Genomic DNA, 23,991 nt, shown 5'->3' on the forward strand with positions numbered 1-23,991 from the left:
GCAAAAGCGTCACACTACGCTCAAACTTTGAGCTTTGGGCGCCGATCTCGCTGGCGCTTTCGAGTCCCCGGTTGCAACAAAAGGTACGCCCTCAACTAATCCTTGGGGGACGCAAGCGCTTGCAGGCGCGCGTCGGGGTTCCGGGTCCACAGCCCGGGGGAACGACACAGATAAGGGGATAGAAATGAAAACCATGAAGATCGTGCTGGCCGCAGCCGCCGCCACCGTCGCCCTCTCGGGCGCCGCAATGGCCCAGGAAGCCACCAAGCCCACCATCTCGTTCAACCTGGGCATCACCAACGACTACGTGTTCCGCGGCATCAGCCAGACCCAGGGCGATCCGGCCATCTCGGGCGGCGTCGACGCCGGTTACGGCATCTTCTACGCTGGCGCCTGGGCCTCGAACGTCGACTTCGGCGTGCCGGACCCGGACCTGGAAGTTGACTTCTATGCCGGCGTGAAGCCGACCGTGGGCGACACCTCGTTCGACTTCGGGGTGCTGTACTACGGCTACCGCAAGGACAAGAACGGCGCGCCGGGCGCCAACAGCTACACCGAACTGAAGGCCGCCGCGTCGCACACCTTCGGTCCGGCGACCCTGGGCGCCGCCGTCTACTACTCGCCGGAATGGCCGGGCAAGGGTGGCGACGCGACCTATTACGAAGGCAACGCCGCCCTGCCGCTGAACAAGTACTTCACCCTCTCGGGCGCGGTCGGTCACCAGGAAATCAAGAACTACGGCGACTACAACACCTGGAACGTCGGCGTCGGCTTCCTGCTCGGCGAGAACGCCACGATCGACGTGCGCTATCACGACACCGACGAACACAGCTACGGCAAGATCTATGACAGCCGCGTGGCCGTCAGCCTGAAGGCCGCGTTCTAAGCTCGCTCGAGCTCAATCGCGAAAAGACGAAGCCGCCCCCGGTTCGCCGGGGCGGCTTTTTCTATGCTGGTCAGGCTGACGCCTGGGGCGGCCGCATGGCCAGCACGGCGACGAACACCACCGCCGTCACCGCCGCGAACAGCTCGAAGGTCGGTGAGAAGCTGCCCAGCCGGTCGCGCATGGCCCCGGCGATGAACGGCCCCGCCGCCGAGACCGCGCCGACCAGGCAGGTCAGGGAAAACAGCTCCAGGTTCGACTGACGGCCGTAGTAGTTCAGCAACAGCACGGTCACGGCCAGCACGGTCAGGCCAAAGCCGACGCCGGTGCCGATGGCATAGAGCAGCATCAAGGTGGGGCTAGCGGCCTTGGCCAGGGCCAAGAGGCCAATGACCAGCATCCCTTGCGCGAAGATCAGCAACCAGCGCGGATCGATCCGGTCGCCCCAGCGCCCCGCCAGCAAGGCGGGCCAGGGTCTGCATCAGCGATTCCAGGCTCAGCATCTTGGCCGCAAGCGCCGCGGCCGCGACCGTCGCGACGCCGGCGGCGACGCCCAGCTCCGTCAGGTGGGTCACCGAGACGCTGGCCACGGTCACCCCAACCAGCAGGTGACTGAAATAGGCGGCCACCAGGATGTAGAACTGCGGGGTCCGCAGCGCCTGAGGCACGGTCCATTCGTAGGCCGTGCAGTAGACGCGAGCGTTGGCCGGCGCCTCGCGGGCCTCTTGTTCGACTTCCAGGTCGACCTCGTGGGCGGCCTGGTTCAGCCACCTGGAGCCACCGACCATCATGGCGCAGACCAGGCCGACGACAGCGGCCAGCCCGGCCTGGACGATCCAATAGGCTCGCCAGTCATTGCCGCTCATGCCCATCAGGGTCAGGGTCATCCACGGCCCGGCCGCGCCGCCCAGCGAGCCGAAGGTGAAGTAGATCCCGAACGGCAGGGCGCGCTTGCGGAACAGCGACGACAGGACGTGGGTGCCGGGGATCAGGGCCGCCATCTGGAAGCCGACGCCGCAGGCCGCCGCCCCGACATAGTAGCTGAGCAGGCTCTCGGAGTTGGCCAGCCCCAGGAACCCGCCCGCCAGCACCGCCGCGCCCAGCAACAGCGTGCCGCGCACGCCGATCCGGCGGATCAGGATGGCCGGCAGCCACGACGAGGCGCCGGTGAAGACGCCCAGCACCGAAAAGCCCAGGAACGCCTTCTCGAAGCTCCATTTCAGCTCGCCGATCATGGCCGGCAGGACGACGCCCAGCGAACCGTAGGTCGAGGCGGTGATCAGGAACAGCAGCAGGCTGAACGCCGCCAGCAACAGCCACGGGCGGAAGCGGTCTTCGGAGGCCACTCCCCCGCCTCGCGGGGGAGTCTCAGACAAGGATGTCGTCACGATCAGAACGTCCGCTTCAGGGTGGCCCGCCACTCCCTGCCCTTGCCCGGCAAGGCGCCGAGGTTGGCGTAGGTGTCGGCGTCTGGGGTGAAATAGAACTTGTTGAACAGGTTATCGATATTGACCGACAGGGTGTACGGCCCGTGGTTCACGAAAACAGAAGCGTTGACCAAGGAATAGGACGGATAGCGCACCGCGTTCTGCACCGTGCCCGCCGTGCGGCTGACATGGCTGACGCCGACCGTCGCCCCGGCCTGCCCCCAGTCATAGCCCTTGCTGGTGTAGGTCCCGTACAGGCTGACCACCGACCTCGGGATCAGGGTGTAGGCATAGTCGCCGCCGCGGCCCGGCAGGCTGGCGAAGCTCCACACCACGTACGAGCCGCCATAACCCTGCGCGCCAGGCACGCCCGCCGTATAGGCCGGAATGTACTGGAACGAGGTGTCCGGCCCTTTCACCGTCGTGCGCTGGCTGTTGCCGGCGAAGGTGAAGGACAGATGCTCCGACGCCAGCCAGCGAACCTCGACCTCGACGCCCTTGGCGCGTGTGCCCTGCACCACCGGCGGGGCGATGGCGCCGGCGATCTGAGTGCGGTTCTGGCGATAGGCCGCCAGCGAGCCGATCAAGGTCCCGCGCAGCAACTGGAACTTCACGCCCGCCTCGGTCAGGTCCGAGCTCGACAGCCACGAGCCGTCGGCCACCAGGTTTGGCGCGACGTCGCCGGCCTGGCTCATCTCCAGGGCCGCGGCCTTGGCGTAGCTGACATAGGGCATCAGGCCGATCGGCAGCCTGTAGGTCAGGCTGGCGTTCCAGGTCGCCTTGTTCCGATCATCCGCCTGCCTGCCGGCGATGACGTAGCTCAGGACGCCGGTGTCTTCGCTCTCGACACTGTAGTGGTCCCAGCGGCCGCCCAGCACCAGATTGAAGCGCCCGGCCTCGATGTCTGAGGTGACGAAGGCCCCGGTCTGCTTCCACGTCGAGCGGTTGTCGTTCTCCCACTGCAGCCCGATGTTTCCGGGCTCGGTGTCGAACGGGCTGTCTATGGTGTCGGTCGGCGTGGCGCCGAAGCTGATGTCCCGGCGATCGAGCGCGATCAGGCCGCTGTTGAAGCTCTCGCGCCGGCGGCCCTCGAACCAGCGATGCGCGCCGCCGACCAGAGTTCGGGCGCGGACAGGGCCGACATCGGTCGGGAAGGCGTAGGTCAGGCGGATCTCGCTGACCTTGGCGTCGGTCGTGGCCGGATAGCCATAGGAGACGAAGCGGCGGTTCTCCAGGCGGTCATGGAACAGCTGCAGCTTGATCGCGCGGTCACCGCCCAGGTCCTTGGCAAGGTCGAAATAGAGCGTCCGGGTGTTGGTCTTCGAGAAGTCGGCGGGACTGATATAGACCGTGCGCCTGTCCAGCTTCGTCGTGCCGACGCCGGTGTCCAAGGTGTGGGCCGCGTCCGTGCCAGGGGAGCCGTAATACGGGATGTAGAGGGCGCTGGCGTAGGGATAGAACCCCACTTCATTGGGCGTCAGCTTGCCGTTGTGGTCTGCGTCCACGAGGCTGGTGTCGCGGCCCGTGATGTAGGTGCGGTTGTCGATCAGGTCCTGGGTCAGGCGGTTCCAGCCCGGCGTCTGCACGTCGCCGTCCGAGTGGAACGCCATGCCGCCGAAAGCGGTGCTCCAGCCGTCGCCGAGGTCGAAGTCCGACGAGACCTCCAGCGTCTGGTGACGCGGATAGACGCCCTTGTAGTAGCTGTGGCTGTCCTCGGCCTCGCCATAGACATAGACGCCGCCCTCGGCCGCGCCGAGGTTCACGGGCGCGCCGAACTGGGCGGTGACCAGCTTCTTGTTGTAGCCGCCGACCGTGGCGGTGATCTCGCCTTCGGGCTCGGCCAGGAAGCGGCCCTCGTCACGGGCGGACTTGGGGATGAAGTTTACCAGGCCGCCGACCTTGCCGGCGCCATAGACCGGAGTCGGCGGGCCGCGCAGGATCTCGATGCGCGAGGCCCCGCCGATCGGGGTCGAATAGGTCCCGCGGTTCTCCACCCGCTTGAAGCCCCTGAAGTAGTTCTCGGCCAGGGTGCCGCGGATGTTGAGCGCCCCGGGCACGCCGTAGAAGCTGGCCGTGTGGGTCCCGGGCGAGACCTTGGTGACGCCGTCCAGGGTCTGCACCCCATAGCGCTCCAGGGTCACGTCGCTGACCAGACTGGCCGAGCGCGGCGTCTCGACCAGCGGCTTGGCGAGGCCGAACACCGTTTGGCTCGGCTGTCTTTCCAGCAGGCCCGCCTTGTCGCGCGCCACGATGATCACCGCATCGACCTGATCGGCCACCTGGTCTTCGGCGTAAGCGGCGAAGCCCGTCATGCTCGAAAGAGCCAGGACGCTGGCGGACAGGAACGCGCTTCTGAACGGCATCGGAGTTTCGGCCTTCTCGCCGCCGCGCGGAAAGGCCGGGCGGTCACGCGCCGATATCTGGGGACGTCTTGATCTTCGTCAAAATGCCTTCTGACATTTCAGTTGAGATTGCGAAGGGGCTGTGGCGGGAAAGTCGCAGATTTTCTGGCTGAGGCTAGGCCGCGCCGACGTGCGGCCGGGTCTGGGCTTCCGGCTGGACGTTCAGGATCCGCAACATGGCGTTGCGCGAGGCCTCGGCGTCGCCGCCAGCGATGACCCGGGCGACCTGGCGGTGCTCCTCGATCTCGTCCAGCAGCTCCTGCTCGGTCGCGCCGTTGAACGAGAACACCCAGAAACGGGCGGCCTTGTGCTGCAGCGGGATCAGGATCCGGGCCAGGGCCAGGTTGCCGGAAGCGCGGGCGACCAGAGCGTGGAAGCGCAGGTCCATGGCCACCAGGGCCGGCAGATCGCAGGTCCTGGCGGCCGCCTCGCCGTCGGCGAAGACGTCATACATCGCCCGGGCCTCGGCCTTGGAGGCGTGCTTGGCGGCCAGGCTGGCGCAGTGCGGTTCGATCAGCACCCGGGCTTCGTAACCCTGGCGCAGTTCGACAAGGTCCAGCGGCGCGACCGTGGTGCCCGAACGGGCCCGGCGGATCACCAGGCCCTCCAGCGCCAGCCGCCCCAGCGCGTCACGCACCCCGGCGAGGCCGGTGTCGTAGTGGGCGGCCAGCGACTGCTCGTCCAGACGCGCGCCCGCCGGCAGCTCGCCCAGGATCAGGTCCAGCAGGATCCGCTCATAGACCTTGGTCTTCTGCAGGTCCGGCGACCAGTCCTCGAGCCCCGAGGAGTTGGCGACGTCCAGCACCAGGGTGCGAGCGGCGTTGAGCGAAAGCGAGGCCATGGACGGATCCGTGAGCGGCGGTCGCTGATAGGTAGTGTGAAATTTCAGAAGTGGCTAGCGACTAGAACGCCGGGACCACCGCCCCCGCGTACTTCCGCTCCATGAACGCCTTGACCTCCGGCGTCGTCAGGGCCGCCGCCAGCTTCTTGACGCGCGGGTCGTCCTTATTGTCCGGACGCCCGACCAGGTAGTTCACATAGGGACTGGTCTTGTCCTCGATGATCAGCGCGTCCTTGGACGGGTTCAGCTTGGCGTCCAGCGCGTAGTTGGTGTTGATCACCGCCAGGTCGACCTGGTTCAGCACACGGGGCAAGGCCGGCGCTTCCAGCTCCTTGAACTTCAGGTTCTTTGGATTGCCGGTGATATCGCGGAGCGTGGCCAGGGCGTTCGTGGGGTCCTTCAGGGTGATGACGCCGTTCTTGGCCAGCAGGATCAGCGACCGCCCCTCGGTGCTGCCGTCGTTGGGAATGGCCACGGTGGCGCCGTCCGGCAGGGCGGCGATCGACTTCCACTTCGACGAATAGGCGCCGATCGGCTCGACGTGGACGCCCTGGATCGGGATCAGGTTCGTGCCCTTGTCGTGGTTGAAGCTCTCCAGATACGGCAACGTCTCGAAATAGCTGACGTCGATGCGCTTCTCGGCGACCTGGGTGTTGGGCTGGACGTAGTCGTTGAACACCTTGATCTCGATGTTCAGGCCTTCGGCGGCCAGCTTCGGCTTGATGAACGCCAGCACCTCGGCGTGCGGCACGGCGGTGGCTGCCACGGTCAGGGTGTCGGGCGCGCTGGCCTTGGGTTCCTTGGGGCCGCACGCAGCGAGCGTCATGGCGGCGAGGCCGAGAACGAGGATAGCGCGGCGGGCGACCATGAACGGCTCCATAAGGCGATCTGATGGGTAGGCTTTTGCCCGGTTAGCGGCTCGGGAGGAAATCAGATTTCCTGGCAGGGCGTCGAGTGATCGCTTGACCGCTCTCTCGAACAGGCGGCTTGGATGGAGATGGCCAAGGAAACCGTCCACATCGTGCAAGCCTATGTCGCCGGACGCGGGCAGGCCCTCAAGGCCGAACAGCAGATCGGCTGCAAGACGGCGGAAGAGGCGCGCCGAAAGGCCGAGCGCCTGGCGCCGCTGCGCGAAGGCGTGGTCGCTTTCTCGGCCAGCGCCGATGTCGAGCTGGGCGACTACGACGAGAACCCGGACATCCTGTTCAAGGCCGGCCGCCTGCCGCACCCGTTCGACCAGGCCTAATCCTCGTCGTTCGCGGCTTCGGGAACGTCCGGCTCGCCGTGGATGACCCAGTTGGCGATGAAGTCGGGCGTCTCGCCGGCCAGGGTGGTGACGCCGGCTTCGGCGGCCTGAATGGCCGAGGTCTGGGGCGGCAGGGTGTAGGTGTCGCCGTCGTGCTCTCCCAGCAGGTCCAGGACGATGCCCTCGTCCTCTGTGGCGTCGATGACCACGCCGAAGAACTGCTGGCGCTCGGCCACCTCGCCGTCCTCGTCGAGGAAGGTCAGGTTCATCAGCAGGGTCTTGCCCAGCAGCCCCTTGGCGAAATCAGCGTCCCAGTGGACGTCGGCGTCGATATCGTCGGTCATCGTCAGCTCTATTTGTGCGAGACGCGGCGCACCACCGCGTCGCCGATCATCTGCAGCACCTGGACCAGCACCAGCATCAGCACGACGGTGACGATCATCACGTCGGTCTGGAAGCGCTGGTAGCCAAAGCGGATGGCGAGGTCGCCCAGGCCGCCCGCCCCGACCACCCCGGCCATGGCGGTGTAGGACACCAGGGCCACGGCGGTGACGGTCGCGGCGGCGACCAGGCCCGGCAGCGCTTCCGGAAGAAGCGCGCCCAGCACCACCTGACGCCGCTTGGCGCCCATGGCGAAGCTGGCCTCGATCACGCCCTTGTCGACCTCGCGCAGGGCGGTCTCCACCAGGCGGGCGAAGAACGGCGCCGCGCCCACCACCAGCGGCGGGATGGCCCCGGCCACGCCCAGAGACGTGCCGACCAGCGCCACGGTCAGCGGGATCATCACGATCAACAGGATCACGAACGGCACCGACCGCAGCACGTTGACCAGCAGCGACAGCAGGCCGTTGGCGACCTTGTTCTCCAGCATCTGGCCCTTGCCGGTCAGGAACAGGATCACGCCCAGCGGCAGGCCCAGGGCGATGGTCAGCACCAGCGAGCCGCCCAGCATGGACAGGGTGTCGATGGTCGCCTGGCCGATCTCGCTCCAGTCGATGTTCGAGACGCTCATCGGGCGGTCTCCCCGGAAAGCTCGTCGACACGCACGCCGGAGGCCTGGAACTGGGCGATGGCGGCGGCGACATCGCCGCCGGCCAGGGCCAGGGTCAGCTGGCCGTAGGGCGTCTCGCGCAGACGGTGGATGCGTCCGCCCAGGATCGAATAGTCGACGCCGGTGGTCCGGGCCACCTCGCCCAGCACCGGTTTGTAGGTCGCTTCGCCCCGGAAGGTCAGGCGCACGACGCGGCCATCGACGCCAGCGGCGGCTGTCACTTCACCGTCCGCCTCGCGCACGAAGCGGCGGGCGGTGGCGCTCTCGGGATGCAGGAAGACGTCCTCGACGGGCCCCTCCTCCACCACGCGGCCGGCGTCCAGCACGGCGACCCGGTCGCAGACGCGGCGGACCACGTCCATCTCATGGGTGATCAGCACGATGGTCAGGCCCAGCTCACGGTTCAGCCCCGAGATCAGGTCGAGGATCTGCTCGGTGGTCTCCGGGTCGAGGGCGCTGGTGGCCTCGTCGCACAGCAGCACCTTGGGATTGGTGGCCAGCGCCCGGGCGATGCCGACCCGCTGCTTCTGGCCGCCAGACAGCTGGGCCGGATACTTGTCGGCGTGGGCGGTGAGGCCGACGCGCGCCAGCAGCTCGGCCGCGCGCGCCTTGACCTCGGCGGCCGGACGCCCGGCCAGCTTCAGCGGGAAGGCGACGTTCTGGGCGACCGTCTTGCCCGACAGCAGGTTGAAGTGCTGGAAGATCATCCCGACGCGCCTGCGCAGTGCCCGCAAGCCCTCGACGCCCAGGGCCGCGACGTCGTCGCCGTCGACGATCACCTTGCCGCCGGTCGGCGTCTCCAGGCCGTTGATCAACCGGATCAGCGTCGACTTGCCCGCGCCCGATGCGCCGATCACGCCGAACACCTCGCCGGCCTTCACCGACAGCGAGACCTCGCTGAGGGCCGCGTGACCGCCGAGGCCATAGGTTTTGGAGACGTCCTGAAAGGTGATCACGCAGCCAAGTCCGAGAATGGTTCAGGCGGCCGACGACCGCAAGCCGCCCGATTTAGGCGTTCAGCCGGCAAAGGTGAAGGGAAACCGCCGCCGTCAGCCGGCGCGGCGCGTATCGGAGGTCATTACCTGGCCGATGCCGTCAAGCAGGGCCGCCACCGTGATCGGCTTGGCCACATGCAGGTCGGCCCCGGCCAGAAGCGCATCCTGGCGATGGCCGGCCATGGCGTTGGCGCTGAGCATGATGATCGGCGTGCGGCGGCCCGGAGCCTCCAGGCCGCGGATGGCGCGGGTGGCCGCCAACCCGTCCATGACCGGCATCTGCATGTCCATCAGCACCACGTCATAGACTTGCGAGGCCATGGCCTCGACCGCCTGGGCGCCGTTCTCGACCACGGTCACCGTGGCGCCGCAAGGCTCGAGAATCAGCTGCACCACGCGCTGATTGATGGGGTGATCCTCGGCCAGCAGAACCCGCAACCCCTGGGCTCGGGTCGCCGGGACGGCCAGGTCGTCGGCTGCCGCCGCGGCGGCTTCGGTCCGATCCAGCGGCAGGACGACCCGGAACAGGCTGCCGGCGCCTGGGCTGGACTTCGCCGTGATCTCGCCGCCCATCATCTCGACCAGAGCCTTGCTGATCGACAGACCCAGGCCCGAACCGCCGAACCGGCGGGTGATTGTGCTGTCGGCCTGGCTGAAGCGCTGGAAGATCATCTGCGCCTTGGCCGCGTCGAAACCGACCCCGGTGTCCTCGACCTCGACGCACAGGCGCGAAGCCTGGCCACCGCCCGTATCGTCGACGTCGATCCGGACGGCCACCTCTCCCCGATCGGTGAACTTCACGGCGTTGGATAGCAGGTTGTTCAGCACCTGGCCGATCCGCACGCTGTCGCCCAGGAAGGCGCCCTGCGCGGTCGCGCTGCGCTCGACGCGGATATCCACGCCCTTCTCCTCGGCCCGGAGCCGCGCGACGTCCAGCAGGCCGTCAAGGACCGCGCCCAGGTCGAAGGCCTGCGCCTGGATGGTCATCTGGCCCGCCTCGATCTTCGAGACGTCCAGGATGTCGGACACCAGTCGCTCCAGGGTCTCGCCGGACCGTCGGATCAGGGCGACCATTTCGGTCTGCTGCGGCGTCAGGGCGGTTTCGCCCAGAGCGGCGGCGATGCCGATGACGCCGTTCAACGGCGTTCGGATCTCGTGGCTCATATTGGCCAGAAAATCGCTCTTGGCCTTGTTGGCGGCCTCGGCGGCGTGACGGGCCTCGGCCATTTCGGCCTCGATCCGCAGGCGTTCGGTGACGTCGCGCGCCACGCCGAACACCAGATCGCCGCGCCGCCGCGACCGCCATTCCAGCTGACAATAGGACCCGTCGGCGCGGCGATAGCGGTTCACGAAGCCGTTCACGTCGCCATTGCTGTCGGCCCGGTCCATGTTGGCGCGCGTGGCTTCCAGATCGTCCGGATGCAGCAGGGACAGGAGGCAGGCCCCCTCCAGCGTCTCGACCGGATAGCCCAGGACCGTCTCCCAGGCCCGGTTCACCTTGACGAACCGTCCCTCCATGTCGCGGATACAGAGCATGTCGGCCGACACCTCGAAAAAGCTCGAGAGGTTCTGCGCCGTCTCCAGGGCCTGCTGCGCCGAAAGCCGCGCGCGAACCTCGCTGGCCGCCAGCACCTCCTCGGCGCGCCGCCGGTCTATGGCGATCGCCGCCAGTTCGGCGGCGGCCTCGATGAAGGCGATGTCCTCCTCGTTCGGCGCGCGGGTCTCGCGGTGATAGATCGCGAAGGTGCCGACCACCGAACCGCCGGCCGTCTTGATCGGCTGCGACCAGCAGGCGGCCAAGCCCGCATCGGCGGCCAGCTCACGAAAGTCCGCCCAGAGCGGATCGGACTGGATGTCTTCCACCACGACCCGACGGCCAAGATAGGCCGCGGTCCCGCATGATCCGACATTGGGGCCGACCTCGACGCCCTCGATGGCCTGATTATAGGACTCGGGCAGGCTAGGCGCCGCGCCGATCACCAGATGGCGGCCCTCGGCGTCGAGCAGCACGATGCTGCAGAGGATTGCTGGATCCTCGGCCTCGACCGCCTGCACGATGGCCTGCAACGCCAACGACAGGGATTTGCCGCCGGCGATCAGGTTCATGGTCCGCCGAAAGGCGCGGTGAGCGGATGTTCGACTCATGGGGGCGTCTCCATCAAAGACAACCTTGCCACCCGACCTACATACAAGCGGTCAACGCCCGTCAACTCACGCGCCAAAGGCCGCGACATATTGAAGCGGCGCCCGAGGATCAGGGCTGCTTGACCACCGCCCCGCCCTTCATCACGAACACCGGCTTTTCCAGCACCGTCACGTCGGCCAGCGGATCGCCGGCCACCGCGATGATGTCGCCGAAGCGGCCGACGGCCACCTGGCCGACGTCCTTGGACTGGCCCAGGGCCTCGGCCGCGGTCAGGGTCGCGGACTGGATCGCCTGCAGCGGCGTGGCGCCGTAGCGGACCATGACCGCGAACTGCTTGGCGTTGTCGCCGTGCGGATAGACCCCGGCGTCGGTGCCATAGATCATCTTCACCCCGGCCTTCAGCGCCTTCTTGAAGTTCTGGCGCTGGATCTCGCCGATGTCGCGGTCCTTGCGCAGGTTGTCTTCCAGGACGCCGTTCTTCTTGCCCTCGGCCTGGGTGTAGTCGGTGTTGTAGATGTCCATCGCGAAGTACGTCCCGTGCTGGACCGCCAGCTTGATCCCCTCGTCGTCGACCAGGCTGGCGTGCTCGATGGTGTCGATGCCCGCCTTGATCGCTTCGCGGATGCCCGCCGCCCCGTGGGCGTGGGCGGCGACCTTGATGCCGGCCATGTGGGCCTCGTCGGCCACGGCGTGCATCTCGTCATAGGTCAGCTGCTGCTGGCCCGGCTCGTCGCCGCGCGAGAACACCCCGCCCGTCGCGCAGATCTTGATCACCTGGGCGCCGTACTTCTTCAGCGTCCGGACCGCCTTCCGCGCCTCCTCGGGACTGTCGATGTTGTAGGGGCTCTTCTGGTCCATCGACGGCGGGAAGAAGGTCGAATCGCAGTGGCCGCCGGTCGCGCCGATCGCCCAGGTCGCCGTGACGATGCGCGGCCCGATCACATAACCGCCGTCGATCGCCTCGCGCAGGCCCACGTCGTCGAAGTCGGCCGAGCCGACATTGCGGATGGTGGTGAAGCCCGCCTCCAGCGTCTTCTTCGCGTTGGCGACCTGCACCACGCTCCAGAAGCGGTCGCTGTATTCCAGGCTGTTGTAGCCGCCGATTTCGGCCAGGCCGTCAATGTGGGTGTGCATGTCGATCAGGCCCGGCAGCAGGGTCGCGCCCGGCAGGTCGACGACCTTGGCCCCCGCCGGAACCGCATCGCCCTTCTTGCCGATGCTGGTGATGCGGCCGTCGGTGACGATCACCAGCGGGTTGTCGACGTATTTGCCGCTCGCCACGTCCAGCAGCCGCGCGGCGCTGACCGCTTCGACCTGGGCCGCGTTCGCCGCGCCCGCCGCCAGCATGCCCGCCGCCAGCACCGCGGCCTTGATCCCATCACGCATTCGATCCGTCCCCATCCAACTTGAACGGCGACGCTAGCACGCCCGCGCGCCCCGTCGAGCCTCGACCCGCCGGACCGATGGCTTATGGGATCCATGCGACGGGGACGTGGCGGAATGGGTAGATACGCCGGACTCAAAAATCCGTTGAAGCCCCCCGTGTGGGTTCGAGTCCCACCGTCCCTGCAATCGACGGCGATCCCGTCCTCGCGAGCGGTTGCGGCCCTGACGCGGAACCCGCGCTGCGCGATGTGACCAAAAGGCGTGCGCCGCCAGGCCTTTCCCGCCCTACGTGAATACGACGAACCGCATAGATTATACGTTTCTTGGGACATCGACTCCGCTCAAGATCGCTACGGCGTTCGCTTATCGCCACTCGATGAGTCGTTTCCGTCCCACCGTCGCGTCCGAGTTTGTGAGCATGGCTGAAGATAAGACCCCTGATCCCGTCGACATCCATGTCGGCCGCCGCCTGCGTATGCGTCGCAAGGATCTCGGCTATTCCCAGCAGTCGCTCGCCGACGCCCTGGGCCTGACCTTCCAGCAGGTGCAGAAGTACGAGGGCGGGTCCAACCGGATCAGCGCCAGCAAGCTGCACGCCACGGCGATGTTCCTGAAGACGCCGATCGGCTTCTTCTTCGAAGGTCTGGACGATCCCGAGGAGGCCGACACCACCGCCGCCGACCTGGCCAACGAGATGGCCGCGTTCTGGTCGCAACCCGGCGGTCCGGAACTGGCGCGTTCCTACCTGGCGATCCCGTCGACAGGCATGCGCAAGCATCTGGTGGACCTGGCCAAGGCCATCGCCGGCGAGGAATAGAGCCCGCGCTGCCCCTCTAGGCCGGATCCGCCAGCAGCTCGATGTTCAGCGCCCCGGCCTCGGTCAGGGCGGCGATCAGTTCGGCGACCGCCGCGTCCAGCTCGGCGGCGTCGCGACCGCGCAGGACGAGATTGGCGCCATAGACGTCCGGCGGGCTGAAGAACGGATAGCTGCCCAGCGACATGGCCGGATGCGCCTTGGCCACCGCTTCCAGCGGCGCGGCGATCGTCCCCTCGCCCGTGCCCGTCACCCGCACGGTCTTGGCCAGAACGACGGCGCCCGTCCGCAGGCGCGGCCCCACGTCCTCCAGCATGCCGCGCATGATCGCCGGCACGCCCGCCAGCACGAAGACATTGTCCTTCTGGAACCCGGGGCGGGCCCTGCACCGGGTTCTTCACCAAGCTGCCGCCTTCGGGCACGTGCGCCATGCGACGGCGGGCGGCGTTGGGCTCGCCCCAGCGCTCGCGCAGCATGGCCATGATCTCCGGATGCTCGGGGGCCGTCACCCCGAAGGCCTTGGCGATCGAGTCGGCGGTTATGTCGTCGTGGGTCGGACCGATGCCGCCCGTGGTGATGACGTAGTCGTAGCGCGTCCGCAGGGCGTTGACCGCGTCGATGATCTCTTCCTCGATGTCCGGGACAACGCGGGCCTCGCAGAGGTCGACGCCGTAGGTGGCCAGGTACCTGGCGATGGCCGACAGGTTCACGTCCTGGGTCCGGCCCGAGAGAATCTCGTCGCCGATGATCATCACGGCGGCCGTCACGCGTTCCCCCGATCCCGCTTGGGTAGCCGTCATCCCGTCGATCCCCTATGTCGCTTCGTTCCTACCGTTTCGACTTAGGCCCCGCATGCTGCTCCCGCAACCGCTCGTTCACGGCCGCCTGGTCAGCCGCTACAAGCGCTTCTTCGCGGATCTGGTGCTGGACGATGGCCGCGAGATCACCGCCCACTGCCCCAACCCCGGCGCCATGCTGGGCGTCAGAGAGCCGGGCCAGGGCGCCTGGGTGTCAAGGTCGGACGATCCCAAGCGCAAGCTGGCCTACACCCTGCAGTGCGTCGAACAGGGCCATGCGCTGGTCGGGATCAACACCCTGCTGCCGAACAGGCTGGTCGCCGAGGCCTTGGCGGCGGACGCCATCCCCGAGCTGACCGGCTACGCGACCGTCCGCCCTGAGGTGAAGTACGCCGAGGCCAGCCGCGTCGACTTCCTGCTTACCCACCCGGACCGCCCACCGTGCTGGCTGGAGGTCAAGAACTGCCACTTCAGCCGTTCGCCGGGCTTGGCCGAGTTTCCCGACTGCAAGGCCGAGCGCTCGACGCGTCACCTGTCCGACCTCGCCGCCCAGGTCGCGGACGACTGCCGCGCCGTGGTGCTGTTCGTCGTCCAGCGCGAGGACTGCGAGACCTTCCAGGCCTGCGCCGACCTTGATCCTAAGTTCGCGGCGGGCCTGGACGCCGCGGCCAGGGCCGGCGTGGAGGTGCTGGTCTACGCCTGCGCCATGAGCACGGAGGCGGTGCGGATCGACCGCCGGATCCTGTGGACCAACGCTCACCTAACAGCGATTTAAGCTGCAATCCGCTCGCATTTCGATACCCATTCCGGGCGCGCGAACTGAGGGGATCGCATGAAGACGAATGTCCTGGCCGCGGCCGCCCTGGCGCTCGCCCTCTGTGGGTGCGGACCCAGCGAGCCCGGCAAGTCCGAGAGCGGCATGATGACGGGTCTGCGGGCGATCTTCGCCTTCAAGGCCTGCACCGGAAAGCTGGAGGATCGCTTCGGCCTCAAGACGATTTCCGGCGTAACTTCCAACGACATGGACCCCGTCTCGACGGGCAAGCCGGGGGAATGGGACGTCAAGTTCACCGCGGACCTGACCGAGAAGGAAACCGGCCGGGTGACGCGCTACAAGGGCGTCTGCCACGTGCGCCGCGACAAGCCCACGACCCTGGACGCGACCTTCGTCAAGGAGATCCGTCCGGCGACCGACACGGTGCGGCGGATCAATCCTCAGTGAAGGCGCGCCATTGAGGGCGGGCTTGGGGTTGAAATCCGTGCTAGGATGGGCAGATACGCCCCTTCCGCCGACCAGATCGCCGCCCGAAACGCGGCGGCGACGCCCGAGTAGAGCATGACCCTAGACGACACCCTCGAGATCGAAGCCGAAACCCGCACGGGCCAGATCAAGATTCACACGGCCGCGGACTTCGAGGGCATGCGCAAGGCCGGCAAGCTGGCGGCCGAGTGCCTGGACATGCTGATCCCGCATGTGAAGCCGGGCGTGTCGTCCGACGAACTGGACCGGCTGTCCCGCGAGTTCATCCTGGATCACGGCGCCCTTCCGGCCTGCCTGTACTATCGCGGCTATCCCAAGACGGTCTGCATCTCGCGCAACCACGTGGTCTGCCACGGCATTCCGGGCGACTGGAACCTGAAGGAAGGCGATATCGTCAATATCGACGTGACCGTCATTGTCGACGGCTGGCACGGCGACACCTCGCGCATGTACGGCGTCGGCGAAGTGGGCCCCGCGCGCGCGTCGCCTGGTCGAGATCACCTATGAGGGCATGAAGCGCGGCCTGGAGGCCGTGAAGCCGGGCGCGACGCTGGGCGACATCGGCCACGCCATCCAGTCCTATGTCGAGGCGCAGCGCTGCTCGGTGGTCCGCGACTTCTGCGGCCACGGTCTGGGCCGCGTGTTCCACGACGCCCCGAACATCCTGCACTTCGGCCGTCCGGGCCAGGGCGCGGTGCTCAAGCCCGGCATGTTCTTCACCGTCGAGCCGATGGTGAATCTGGGCAAGCCGGCCGTGAAGGTGCTGAACGACGGCTGGACCGCCGTGACCCGCGACAAGTCGCTGTCGGCCCAGTGCGAGCACTCGATCGGCGTGACCGAAGACGGCTACGAGATCTTCACCGCCTCGCCGGCCGGGCTGTTCCAGCCGCCGATCCTGGGCTGACGATCGCGCTATGGGCGCATTATTGCGATAGACAATCTTTGCGAAGTTCGCAAAGCTCAGTCCATGACCGAGCTGGAGAAACGCAGACGATTTCAGCGCTTCATGTGCTGGGGCTACACGCCCTTCATGGTTGGTTCCTGGCTGGTCCTGCGGGCCTTCCGGCTGCATGACGGCGTTATCTCGGTGTCGGACTTCCTGTGGTACGCGGCGCTCGCCGTCCCCGCCCTGTTCGTGGCGATCATCATCCCCTTCACGGAGGATCGCCGGCTGCGTCGCCTCGCGGAAGAACGGCGGGCGCGTCGTCAGCCCGCCTTGGTTCTCGACAGCTAAGCGGCGAGCGCATGGTCCAGGCGGTGTCGCTCAGCATCTCGGATCCTGAGCCGGTCGCGCCGGAGAAGCCGGCGCGCAAGCCCGCCCACGCCCATCACGCCGGCCACCGCGAGCGGCTGCGCCAGCGCGCCAAGGCCGGCGGCCTCGTCGCCCTGCCCGACTACGAGCTGCTGGAGCTGTATCTCTTCCGCACCTATCCGCGCGGCGACGTCAAACCGCTGGCCAAAAGCCTGTTGGCCCGCTTCGGCTCGCTGGGGGCCGTACTGGGCGCGACGATCGAGGAGCTGGCCACCGTGCCGGGCGTCGGCGAAACGGCGGCCATGGATCTCAAGCTGCTGCACGAGGCCACCCTGCGGGCCGGCCGCGACAAGATCGTCAAGCGGCCGGTGATCAGCTCGTGGAGCGCCCTGCTCGGCTATGTCCGTGTCGCCCTGGCCAACGAGTCGCGCGAGCAGTTCCGGGTGCTGTTCCTGGACAAGAAGAACCAGCTGATCGCCGACGAGGTGATGAACCGCGGCACGGTCGACCACGCCCCGGTCTATCCCCGCGAGGTCATGCGCCGGGCGCTGGAGCTGTCGTCCAGCAACATCATCATCCTCCACAACCATCCCACTCGCGATTTTTCGGTCACGCGCACCCCCATACAACCACGTTGATTTTGCTACATATTTTGCTTTTCAGAGCCGTCAGAATTCGGCATGCTGAGGCCGTTAAGAAGGGTTGATCCAGTCGCTTACGCCACCAATTACCGACCCCAGTAAGTGGCGACGACACCCGACTTACCAGCCATCGGGAGAGTCTCATGCCGAGCCTCACAGACGGCGCGCTCCGTCGCGCGCTCAAGGAAGTTGAACAGTCCCAGAAGGCGGTCGCGCTGGCTGATGGAGAGGGGCGTGGCACCGGCCGGTTGATCATCATGATTAGGCCGATGCCAACTCGCGTCACCGCCGATTGGATGGCGCAACAGTGGCGCGATGGCAGGCGTACTCGGCGAAAGATCGGCACTTATCCGTCGATGTCTCTGCGCGAAGCCAGGGAGGTCTACGAGCGTGACTTTGCCGACAGCATCCAAAAAGGACGCAGCATCAAAGTGGTGGGCGACACGCGCGCCGGCACCGTCGCTGACCTCTTCGAGGCCTATACGGGCCACCTTAAGTCATCGGGGAAGGCATCTTGGAAGGAGACGGAAAAGGGATTGAACAAGATTGCTGACACGCTGGGCCGCCATCGCCCCGCGCGCGACATCACGCCGGTCGAGATCGTCGATGTCATCCGTCCGATATATGATCGTGGGGCCCGTTCGATGGCCGACCACGTCAGAGGATATATCCGGTCGGCGTTCAGTTGGGGCCTCAAGTCAGAACACGACTACCGAAGCACAACGCCGCGGCGCTTCGGTCTAGTGCATAATCCTGCCGCCAGCATTCCAACTGAGCCTTATGTTCCCAGCAACCGATGGCTCGACGAAGAGGAGTTCCGTCGCCTCTATCGTTGGCTGGAATGCCCGGACACGCCGGTGCACCCGCCGTACACGCGTGCAGTTCGCCTGATCATGTTGACAGGTCAGCGCGTCGACGAGATCGCGCGCCTACACGTCGACCAATGGGACGCCAAGGAAAGGATCCTCGATTGGTCGAAGACCAAGAATGGCAAGCCACACGCTATTCCCGTACCCAATGTTGCGGCTGAACTCTTGGACGCGATTAAGCCGAACAGTTACGGCTGGCTCTTTCCCTCGGCGATGGACCCTAGCCGACCTGTCAGCCACCAGACGCTCTACAGCTTCATCTGGCGCCAGCGGGAGCGCGAGGTCATCCCCATAGTGACCAATCGGGACCTACGGCGGACCTGGAAGACGCTTGCCGGGAAAGCGGGTTTATCAAAGGAAATCCGCGATCGCATTCAGAACCACACGCTCCAGGATGTGAGTTCGAAAGCGTACGATCGGTGGAGCTACATGCCTGAGAAACGTGCCGCGATGAAGCAATGGGACAACTTCGTCCGCGGTATTATCAACCCTAAGCGTTCAAAACTGGTCGTGTGACGGGGGCTCGGTCGTGCGCGGGGCCTGGTCCTTGTCTTCGCCCTTCGGCGGCCTCGTCCATACCAACTGTGCGCTGACGCCGTCCTCATCCGGGAACAGCGCGGCCGACACGGGCGCGGGCAAGAACGGGTCGTCCAGACTCACCCTGAAGAAGCTGCGCGCGCGATCGGTGCCCCAGCGGGCTTCCCAGGCGTCGCCGACTCGGGAGCTTCCCACCATGACGCGAAACGCGGGGGCGTTGGGGCTGGCTCGATCGTCATTCGGAACGAACCGCACCTTGGCGTTGGCGACTAGCGTCCGGACTTCTCCTTCCCAGCCACCGCCGCGCGATGGTTTGAAGTTGCCGATGACCAGCTTGATCATGACTTCGCCTCCGGCGCCTTTGCACCGGCCGGTCTTGGGTCGAGCCCTTGGCGCTCGGCTAGCAAGGTCTTTCGGGCGGCGACGAACTCTCGATCGTTCAGCAGGAAGTGCTCGATCATCGAAGCGCCGAGATCCGCCGGGCTGGCCTCGACGCCGTTGCGGGTATTGTAGATGGTCGCGTAGTCCCCCAGAGCGTCTTCGACGTCCGGCATGATGCTGAGCGTGAGCTTGACCGGAGTGCGGTTGGGCAACTTGCCTAGCTTCAGATCGGCCATGATGAACTCCTCTACAAAGCCCGCCAGGGGCGCAGGATCAGGTCCTTGTGGACGATGACGCGTAACGGCCAGCCGGGCCGGATGCGCAGGGTGGGTTGAACGTCGAGCTGTTTGCCGACGATCTGTTGGCCGGCTTGAGAGGCGCTTTGCTGGGTCGACTGCCGGATGGCGCGAACCAGATCGCTCTCGCCGTCACCAAGGTTCAGTTCCGTGCCGACGCCGAGCAAGGTCGAGAGCGCGACGCCCTTGAGAAGCTGCCAGGTGTGGAAATCCACTTGGTCGGCGAGCCCGGCATAACCCGCGGCATCCGTGGCCGGCAGGTTGTCCAGCTGGATCGAGGCGCCGTCGGGCAGAATGATCCTTTGCCAGACGAGCAAGGCGCGCCTCTGGCCGAAAGCGACCACGCTGTCGTAGCTGCCGATCAACCGCGCGCCCTGGGGGATCAGCAAGAAACGGCCCGTGGCGCTGTCGAACACGTTCTCTGTGACCTGCGCGATCACCAAGCCTGGTAGGTCGGAATTGAGACCCGTGATCAGGCTGGCGGCTATGACGCCGCCGGCCATCAGCTGATAGGGCGAGCGCGACGTCTCCAGTTGGTGTGGATTGTAGACGTCGCCGGCGCGCGGAGTGGCCTCCATGAACGCCGCCTTCTGGTCTTGGCCGTTGGGATCTCGGATCGCGGCCGCCGACGGGACCGGCACCGTCGGCACGGCGGAGGGGCCGACGAGATCGCCGGGCGCGATCGCCGCGTCGGTGCGACTGGCGACCTGCACCATGACGCCCGCCTCGCGAGCTTGACGGGCTTGACCAGCCCGTCGCTGACGCTCGGCTTCGACGGCTTGCTGAGCGGCGGTTGGCCGAGCCGATGAAGCGTTCGCGCGATCGCTGCTAACTACAAAACTGTCACGGCGCTGCTGGTCGATCACGGCCCGCCCCAGATCGCCGGGCAATGGCGGCCCCAGGCGAGGCGCCGCGCCAGATTGGGCATAGTCGCTCGGAAGCTGGCGGACGACCTCTGCCGGCGTCCCCCGATCCGCGGCCTGCGGCTCGTCGGCCGCTTTGGTCATCTGAAAGGTGCGCGGGCTAAGAGCGAACCACGCCAGACCCGACAGACCGATCGCGCCGATGGCCGCAGCTCCGATCATCAGCCCGCGCCGAAAGCGAACCACGCGTGGCGGCCGCGCGCGCAAACTCAGGGTGTCGGTCGCCACCTTAGACGGCGACATCGCTTCCGGCGACCCGCCGGGCGAGTCAGGATCCTGGGTCATCGCGCGCCTCCCCGGGACTGGCCGTCTGTCCGGGTAACCCGGACGACTTGCTGAGGCGCCTCGCCCATCCGCAGTTCGGCGGCGGCGAAAAGCCGATCGACGATGTAGCGGTTACCTCGGACGCGATAGTTGACCAGTTGGCTGTCGCCGAGCGGGCCCACGACGAAAAGCGGCGGGGCCTCGCCCTGGTCGAGACGATCGGGGAACTCGATGTAGACCTTCGAGCCATCGTCCCAGGCGCGCAGGGGTCGCCATGCTGGGCTGTCGCCGCTGATCGCATACCGGAAGTGCAGCGAGTCGATCGCGACGTGGTCCGCGACAGGTTCCGCTGCTGAGGCTTCCGCGTTTAGGCGTCGCAAGGCTAGGAGTCGGTCCTGGGGGTAGATCCAGGAAATCGCCGCCATGGCCGTGGCGTCGGTGCTTTCCAGCGCCAGGTGATAGGCGCGACGGTCGGTCGTGACGACCATGTTCGTGGAAAGCCCCGAGGCGAAGGGCTTGATCAGCACGTGCACCCGCTTGGACTGCCCGTCCCCGCTGGTCGTGTCTCCGATCACCCAGCGCACCGTGTCGCCGGCCGACACGGCGGTCAGTTGCTCGCCAGGTTCCAAGACGACATCGCTGACGCGTTCTGGAGCGGTGTAGAGGCGATAGAGCGCGCCCTCGGTCCAGGGATAGACCTGAACGGCGTTGATATAGCCGGCTGCGCTGGGCTCGCGCGTCGCGGCGCGATTGGCGGCCTCGACCCGCGCGCGCGGCGGCTGGGCCTCCGGCCGCGTGCTGGGCGCCGGCAGCAGCTGACCCGGAAGGGGCAGCGGCTTGGGGATCTCAACGATCTCGACAGGCTTCGGCGGTTCGGCCGCGACCTGGGCCGGTTTGAAGTCGGCGGCGTCGAAGGCGATGGTCGGCGGCGGGGTCTTGCCATTGGCGCAGCCGGCGAGCGTGGCGGCGCAGGCCAGCAGGATGGGGGTCCGGACATTCATGGCTGAAGGTCTCCTTGAACGGGTCCAACGATGGGCGGGGAAGGCATCGAAGGCGCAGCGGTCGGCGCCGGCGCCGCGGCCGGACGGGTCTCGGCCTCCTGCGCCCAATCGACGGCGTCGACGAACAGGCCGAGGGGGTTGCGCTCGAGTTCGGCGCGGGTCTTGGGCTTTTGCCGAACCAGGGTCAGGATCGCTGTCCAGCGCTCCGACTTGGCCAAGCTCCCGCGCTCGAATGTCCTCTCTTCCCATTTCACCTGGAACGACGTGGGCGAGGCGCGGACCACGCTGATCACCTGAACCGACACGCTGCGCGATCCGATCTGGGTGAAGGGGTCATTGGCGCGCGCGTGGGCGTCCAAGAAGGCGTCGCCGCGCCCAGACGCCAGGTCGTAGGCCTCAAGCCAGCGCTGGCGCACAATGACCGGATCCGTCGATAAGGACCGGACATCGGTGATGAACCGGCGCAGCTGGCCGGCCAAGACGGTGTCGTCCGGCCGATAGTCTTGCTCAGCCGGACCGACGGCCCTTGCTTGGCCGAGGCGATCGACTTCGACCACATAGGGTTCGATACGGCTTTGAGCCGACTGCCAGATCGCGCCGCCGGCCAGGATCGACGCCAGAGCGAGACTGCCGAAGAACGCCAGGCGCCAGCTGTGCGCCTGGGCGCGGGCCGAGCCGATGCGCTCGTCCCAGAGCTGGCCGGCCTTCTGGTAGGGCGTCACGGGATCCGGCGTCTGGCCGTAGCGCTGAGGCGTGCGAGTAAAGCGCATGGCTTAATCCTCCTTACTGCTGAGATCGGGGTTGGCCGAGCCGCCGGGCCGATCGCCGTCCTTGATGGTCTGCAACACGGCGTGGCGGCGGACATGAGCGGACTGGGCCGATTGCAGCTGGCGCGCCCACGCCGGCGGCGCGGTGCCCTGCCCGCCGGTGGCCTCGGCGCCCGAGGCGGCCGGCGACGGCGCACCCGCCACGGAACTCGAGCCGCCCGTGGCCCGCCAGGCGCCGGCGCGGCCGCGCTGCGCGCTGTCGGAAAGCGAGCTGGCGGCGCGGCCAGCCATGTCTCGGAACGGCTGACTCGCGGCGCCGGCGGCCGCGCGCGCCACGCCGCTCAGGCCTGACGCGACGCCCGCCGCGCTGCTGGCGCCCGATGTGGCCTGACGCAGCTGGTAGGCGGCGCTGGCCGCCGAACCCATCGCGGTCCCGGCGCGAACCGCCGCGAGACCGCCGGCTCCCGCCGCGCCCAGAGCCCGAGCGCCCAACATCGCGCCGCCGCCCACGAGCATGGCCGCGCCGGCCGCCGTTCCCACCGCCGCGCCGGCGCCCAGTTGTGGAGCGCCGGACACCAGGCCTGAAGCGATGCCGGGACCGAAGATCGAAAGGCCGGCCAGCGTCAGGGCGCCGAGCACTAGGGTCATGGCGTCGCCGAGATCCGGATCCGGACCGAGCGTGGCGACGAAGGCGTCGAAGAAGCCCGCGCCGATGCCGACGATCACCGCCAACACCATCACCTTCACGCCGCTGGAAATGACATTGCCCAGCACGCGCTCGGCCAGGAAGCTGGTCTTGTTCCAGAAGGCGAACGGGACAAGCACGAAGCCCGCCAGGCTGGTCAGCTTGAACTCCAGCACCGTGACGAAAAGCTGAATGGCCATCACGAAGAACGCCAGGACCACCAGCACCCAGGACAGGGCGAGCAGCGCGATGGTCACCGCGTTGGCGACGACTTCGGGCCAGCCGGTCAGTTCGCTGGCCTTGGCGATCAAGGGGTGGGCGGCGGTGAAGCCGATGCTGGCCAGCTTGCCCGGCCGCAGTAAATCCTCGGCGCTGACCCCGCCTCCTCCGGCGGTCAGGCCAAGGCCCGCGAACGACCGGAAGATGATCTCGCTGAGCGTCTTGAAGTTGCCGAGGATGAACGCGAAGGCGCCGACATAGAGCACCTTCTTGATCAGCCGGCCCAGGACGTTGTCGTCGCCTTCCAGCGCCCACCATAGCCCCGCCAGCGTGACGTCGATGGCGATCAGGGTCGTGGTCAGGAACCCGACATCGGGACCCAGCAGGCCAAAGCCGCTGTCGATGTAGGCGCTGAAGGCCGCCATGAAGCGGTCGATGATGTTGAGGTCCGGTGCGGGGTCCACGGGCGTGGCCTTTCGCTGCCTGGTCGCTGGGCGATCAGGGCCGAGGGGTATAGGCGGAGGCCTCGCCGATGAACCGGCGGGCGGCGAGCTTACCGGCCTCCAGGACCTGGGCCTGACGCGCGCTTTCCAGCGCCTGCGCCCGATACTGAGCGGCCATCAGGCTCTGGATTTGCTGGTCCTGCTTGATGGCCAGGGCCTGGAGCTGGTTGGCGGCTTGCTGGGCCTCCAGGGCGCCGGCCGCGCCCTGGCTGCGCTGGACGAGCTGGTCGATCAGGCTGGCGTCGGCCTGGACGTTCTCGACGACCTTGGCCTGCACCTTCAGGGTCTGGCGGTAGCCGTCCATCGCCGCCCTGGCTTGAGCGCGGGCGCGGTCGAGCAGTTGGCTGGTCGTGGCGTTGGGATCCAGGGTCGTCGGATAAGGAGTCGGCAAGCACCGCCTCGGT

23 protein-coding genes and 3 pseudogenes are annotated in these 23,991 nt (G+C 67.2%); 9 read left to right on the plus strand and 17 right to left on the minus strand.

Annotated elements, in window-relative coordinates:
- Positions 1–184 precede the first annotated feature (184 nt).
- On the plus strand, positions 185–886 hold the full coding sequence (locus ACHMW8_RS00380) for a TorF family putative porin (RefSeq protein ID WP_125155768.1): 702 nt from the start codon (positions 185–187) through the stop codon (positions 884–886).
- Between the two features lie 70 nt (positions 887–956).
- Here ACHMW8_RS00380 and ACHMW8_RS00385 read toward each other — a convergent pair.
- The 4 genes and pseudogenes from ACHMW8_RS00385 to ACHMW8_RS00400 form a co-directional block, all read right to left on the minus strand.
- Positions 957–2,229, minus strand: a pseudogene (locus tag ACHMW8_RS00385) (CynX/NimT family MFS transporter).
- 44 nt (positions 2,230–2,273) lie between these two features.
- Complete coding sequence (locus ACHMW8_RS00390; RefSeq protein ID WP_395444479.1) at positions 2,274–4,673, minus strand: TonB-dependent siderophore receptor; 2,400 nt, start codon at positions 4,671–4,673, stop codon at positions 2,274–2,276.
- A gap of 154 nt (positions 4,674–4,827) precedes the next feature.
- The gene (locus ACHMW8_RS00395; protein WP_125155765.1) at positions 4,828–5,553 is read right to left on the minus strand and encodes a GntR family transcriptional regulator; all 726 of its coding nucleotides are present in this window, start codon (positions 5,551–5,553) and stop codon (positions 4,828–4,830) included.
- Between the two features lie 61 nt (positions 5,554–5,614).
- Positions 5,615–6,433 (minus strand): MetQ/NlpA family ABC transporter substrate-binding protein, encoded by an 819-nt coding sequence (locus ACHMW8_RS00400; RefSeq protein WP_395444480.1) that lies wholly within the window; start codon positions 6,431–6,433, stop codon positions 5,615–5,617.
- A 117-nt stretch (positions 6,434–6,550) separates the two neighbouring features.
- Between ACHMW8_RS00400 and ACHMW8_RS00405 the strand changes: the two genes are divergently transcribed.
- Positions 6,551–6,799, plus strand: coding sequence for a hypothetical protein (locus ACHMW8_RS00405; protein WP_125155856.1), 249 nt, complete (start codon positions 6,551–6,553; stop codon positions 6,797–6,799).
- Here the strand turns inward: ACHMW8_RS00405 and ACHMW8_RS00410 are convergent.
- The 5 genes from ACHMW8_RS00410 to ACHMW8_RS00430 all read right to left on the minus strand — a co-directional run bounded on the left by ACHMW8_RS00410 (position 6,796) and on the right by ACHMW8_RS00430 (position 12,377).
- Positions 6,796–7,143 carry a hypothetical protein gene (locus tag ACHMW8_RS00410; RefSeq protein WP_395444481.1) on the minus strand — a complete coding sequence of 116 codons (348 nt, stop codon included), beginning with the start codon at positions 7,141–7,143 and terminating at the stop codon, positions 6,796–6,798. The genes ACHMW8_RS00405 and ACHMW8_RS00410 overlap by 4 nt on opposite strands.
- An 8-nt stretch (positions 7,144–7,151) precedes the next feature.
- On the minus strand, positions 7,152–7,811 hold the full coding sequence (locus ACHMW8_RS00415; RefSeq protein ID WP_125155762.1) for a methionine ABC transporter permease: 660 nt from the start codon (positions 7,809–7,811) through the stop codon (positions 7,152–7,154).
- The gene (locus ACHMW8_RS00420) at positions 7,808–8,806 is read right to left on the minus strand and encodes a methionine ABC transporter ATP-binding protein (RefSeq protein WP_395444482.1); all 999 of its coding nucleotides are present in this window, start codon (positions 8,804–8,806) and stop codon (positions 7,808–7,810) included. Before ACHMW8_RS00420 ends, ACHMW8_RS00415 begins: the two co-directional genes overlap by 4 nt.
- 93 nt (positions 8,807–8,899) lie before the next feature.
- Positions 8,900–10,990 (minus strand): ATP-binding protein, encoded by a 2,091-nt coding sequence (locus ACHMW8_RS00425; RefSeq protein ID WP_395444483.1) that lies wholly within the window; start codon positions 10,988–10,990, stop codon positions 8,900–8,902.
- 109 nt (positions 10,991–11,099) lie between these two features.
- Entirely contained in the window at positions 11,100–12,377 is a 1,278-nt protein-coding gene (locus ACHMW8_RS00430) for an amidohydrolase family protein (RefSeq protein ID WP_395444484.1), read from the minus strand.
- A 418-nt stretch (positions 12,378–12,795) separates the two neighbouring features.
- Here ACHMW8_RS00430 and ACHMW8_RS00435 point away from each other — a divergent pair, with 418 nt between their 5' ends.
- Entirely contained in the window at positions 12,796–13,194 is a 399-nt protein-coding gene (locus ACHMW8_RS00435; RefSeq protein ID WP_199743372.1) for a helix-turn-helix domain-containing protein, read from the plus strand.
- A 16-nt stretch (positions 13,195–13,210) separates the two neighbouring features.
- Here ACHMW8_RS00435 and ACHMW8_RS00440 read toward each other — a convergent pair.
- A pseudogene (locus ACHMW8_RS00440) lies at positions 13,211–13,991 on the minus strand (competence/damage-inducible protein A).
- Between the two features lie 52 nt (positions 13,992–14,043).
- On the opposite strand from ACHMW8_RS00440, the gene sfsA reads away from it, so the two are divergent.
- From sfsA to ACHMW8_RS00470, 6 genes and pseudogenes are all read left to right on the plus strand, one after another.
- Positions 14,044–14,763, plus strand: a complete 720-nt coding sequence (sfsA, locus tag ACHMW8_RS00445) for a DNA/RNA nuclease SfsA (RefSeq protein ID WP_395444485.1) — start codon at positions 14,044–14,046, stop codon at positions 14,761–14,763.
- Between the two features lie 57 nt (positions 14,764–14,820).
- Entirely contained in the window at positions 14,821–15,210 is a 390-nt protein-coding gene (locus tag ACHMW8_RS00450; RefSeq protein WP_125155755.1) for a hypothetical protein, read from the plus strand.
- Positions 15,211–15,324: 114 nt separating this feature from the next.
- Positions 15,325–16,153 (plus strand): annotated as a pseudogene (gene map / locus ACHMW8_RS00455) (type I methionyl aminopeptidase).
- 63 nt (positions 16,154–16,216) lie between these two features.
- The gene (locus ACHMW8_RS00460; protein ID WP_395444486.1) at positions 16,217–16,483 is read left to right on the plus strand and encodes a hypothetical protein; all 267 of its coding nucleotides are present in this window, start codon (positions 16,217–16,219) and stop codon (positions 16,481–16,483) included.
- An 11-nt stretch (positions 16,484–16,494) separates the two neighbouring features.
- On the plus strand, positions 16,495–17,139 hold the full coding sequence (locus tag ACHMW8_RS00465) for a RadC family protein (RefSeq protein WP_395444487.1): 645 nt from the start codon (positions 16,495–16,497) through the stop codon (positions 17,137–17,139).
- Between the two features lie 146 nt (positions 17,140–17,285).
- On the plus strand, positions 17,286–18,527 hold the full coding sequence (locus tag ACHMW8_RS00470; RefSeq protein ID WP_062093984.1) for a site-specific integrase: 1,242 nt from the start codon (positions 17,286–17,288) through the stop codon (positions 18,525–18,527).
- On the opposite strand, the gene ACHMW8_RS00475 is transcribed toward ACHMW8_RS00470, so the two are convergent.
- The 7 genes from ACHMW8_RS00475 to ACHMW8_RS00505 are packed head-to-tail and all read right to left on the minus strand — an operon-like array spanning position 18,510 to position 23,978.
- On the minus strand, positions 18,510–18,890 hold the full coding sequence (locus tag ACHMW8_RS00475) for a DUF736 family protein (protein WP_062093985.1): 381 nt from the start codon (positions 18,888–18,890) through the stop codon (positions 18,510–18,512). The two genes, ACHMW8_RS00470 and ACHMW8_RS00475, sit on opposite strands and share 18 nt — an antisense overlap.
- Positions 18,887–19,165: a DUF2274 domain-containing protein gene (locus tag ACHMW8_RS00480; RefSeq protein WP_062093986.1), complete on the minus strand. Its 279-nt coding sequence runs from the start codon at positions 19,163–19,165 to the stop codon at positions 18,887–18,889. Before ACHMW8_RS00480 ends, ACHMW8_RS00475 begins: the two co-directional genes overlap by 4 nt.
- Before the next feature lie 11 nt (positions 19,166–19,176).
- Complete coding sequence (locus tag ACHMW8_RS00485; RefSeq protein WP_062093987.1) at positions 19,177–20,433, minus strand: TrbI/VirB10 family protein; 1,257 nt, start codon at positions 20,431–20,433, stop codon at positions 19,177–19,179.
- Positions 20,430–21,413: a P-type conjugative transfer protein TrbG gene (trbG, locus tag ACHMW8_RS00490; RefSeq protein WP_062093988.1), complete on the minus strand. Its 984-nt coding sequence runs from the start codon at positions 21,411–21,413 to the stop codon at positions 20,430–20,432. Before trbG ends, ACHMW8_RS00485 begins: the two co-directional genes overlap by 4 nt.
- On the minus strand, positions 21,410–22,183 hold the full coding sequence (gene trbF, locus ACHMW8_RS00495) for a conjugal transfer protein TrbF (RefSeq protein ID WP_062093989.1): 774 nt from the start codon (positions 22,181–22,183) through the stop codon (positions 21,410–21,412). Before trbF ends, trbG begins: the two co-directional genes overlap by 4 nt.
- Positions 22,184–22,186: 3 nt before the next feature.
- Positions 22,187–23,524 (minus strand): P-type conjugative transfer protein TrbL, encoded by a 1,338-nt coding sequence (trbL, locus tag ACHMW8_RS00500; protein ID WP_395445857.1) that lies wholly within the window; start codon positions 23,522–23,524, stop codon positions 22,187–22,189.
- Between the two features lie 58 nt (positions 23,525–23,582).
- Positions 23,583–23,978: a hypothetical protein gene (locus ACHMW8_RS00505; protein WP_395444488.1), complete on the minus strand. Its 396-nt coding sequence runs from the start codon at positions 23,976–23,978 to the stop codon at positions 23,583–23,585.
- Between the last annotated feature and the right edge of the window lie 13 nt (positions 23,979–23,991).

The sequence above is a fragment of the Caulobacter sp. UC70_42 genome (genome assembly GCF_044056025.1).
GTDB lineage: Bacteria > Pseudomonadota > Alphaproteobacteria > Caulobacterales > Caulobacteraceae > Caulobacter.

What these genes read in the sequence shown, in the direction of transcription:
- ACHMW8_RS00390 (WP_395444479.1), bottom strand. Translation starts at nt 4,673, where the DNA reads ATGCCGTTCAGAAGCGCGTTCCTGTCCGCCAGCGTCCTGGCTCTTTCG.
- ACHMW8_RS00410 (WP_395444481.1), bottom strand. Translation starts at nt 7,143, where the DNA reads ATGACCGACGATATCGACGCCGACGTCCACTGGGACGCTGATTTCGCC.
- ACHMW8_RS00480 (WP_062093986.1), bottom strand. Translation starts at nt 19,165, where the DNA reads ATGGCCGATCTGAAGCTAGGCAAGTTGCCCAACCGCACTCCGGTCAAG.
- ACHMW8_RS00415 (WP_125155762.1), bottom strand. Translation starts at nt 7,811, where the DNA reads ATGAGCGTCTCGAACATCGACTGGAGCGAGATCGGCCAGGCGACCATC.
- ACHMW8_RS00470 (WP_062093984.1), top strand. Translation starts at nt 17,286, where the DNA reads ATGCCGAGCCTCACAGACGGCGCGCTCCGTCGCGCGCTCAAGGAAGTT.
- sfsA (WP_395444485.1), top strand. Translation starts at nt 14,044, where the DNA reads ATGCTGCTCCCGCAACCGCTCGTTCACGGCCGCCTGGTCAGCCGCTAC.
- ACHMW8_RS00460 (WP_395444486.1), top strand. Translation starts at nt 16,217, where the DNA reads ATGACCGAGCTGGAGAAACGCAGACGATTTCAGCGCTTCATGTGCTGG.
- trbG (WP_062093988.1), bottom strand. Translation starts at nt 21,413, where the DNA reads ATGAATGTCCGGACCCCCATCCTGCTGGCCTGCGCCGCCACGCTCGCC.
- ACHMW8_RS00400 (WP_395444480.1), bottom strand. Translation starts at nt 6,433, where the DNA reads ATGGAGCCGTTCATGGTCGCCCGCCGCGCTATCCTCGTTCTCGGCCTC.
- ACHMW8_RS00475 (WP_062093985.1), bottom strand. Translation starts at nt 18,890, where the DNA reads ATGATCAAGCTGGTCATCGGCAACTTCAAACCATCGCGCGGCGGTGGC.
- trbF (WP_062093989.1), bottom strand. Translation starts at nt 22,183, where the DNA reads ATGCGCTTTACTCGCACGCCTCAGCGCTACGGCCAGACGCCGGATCCC.
- ACHMW8_RS00405 (WP_125155856.1), top strand. Translation starts at nt 6,551, where the DNA reads ATGGCCAAGGAAACCGTCCACATCGTGCAAGCCTATGTCGCCGGACGC.
- ACHMW8_RS00430 (WP_395444484.1), bottom strand. Translation starts at nt 12,377, where the DNA reads ATGCGTGATGGGATCAAGGCCGCGGTGCTGGCGGCGGGCATGCTGGCG.
- ACHMW8_RS00450 (WP_125155755.1), top strand. Translation starts at nt 14,821, where the DNA reads ATGAAGACGAATGTCCTGGCCGCGGCCGCCCTGGCGCTCGCCCTCTGT.
- ACHMW8_RS00485 (WP_062093987.1), bottom strand. Translation starts at nt 20,433, where the DNA reads ATGACCCAGGATCCTGACTCGCCCGGCGGGTCGCCGGAAGCGATGTCG.
- ACHMW8_RS00465 (WP_395444487.1), top strand. Translation starts at nt 16,495, where the DNA reads ATGGTCCAGGCGGTGTCGCTCAGCATCTCGGATCCTGAGCCGGTCGCG.
- ACHMW8_RS00395 (WP_125155765.1), bottom strand. Translation starts at nt 5,553, where the DNA reads ATGGCCTCGCTTTCGCTCAACGCCGCTCGCACCCTGGTGCTGGACGTC.
- ACHMW8_RS00435 (WP_199743372.1), top strand. Translation starts at nt 12,796, where the DNA reads ATGGCTGAAGATAAGACCCCTGATCCCGTCGACATCCATGTCGGCCGC.
- ACHMW8_RS00425 (WP_395444483.1), bottom strand. Translation starts at nt 10,990, where the DNA reads ATGAGTCGAACATCCGCTCACCGCGCCTTTCGGCGGACCATGAACCTG.
- ACHMW8_RS00380 (WP_125155768.1), top strand. Translation starts at nt 185, where the DNA reads ATGAAAACCATGAAGATCGTGCTGGCCGCAGCCGCCGCCACCGTCGCC.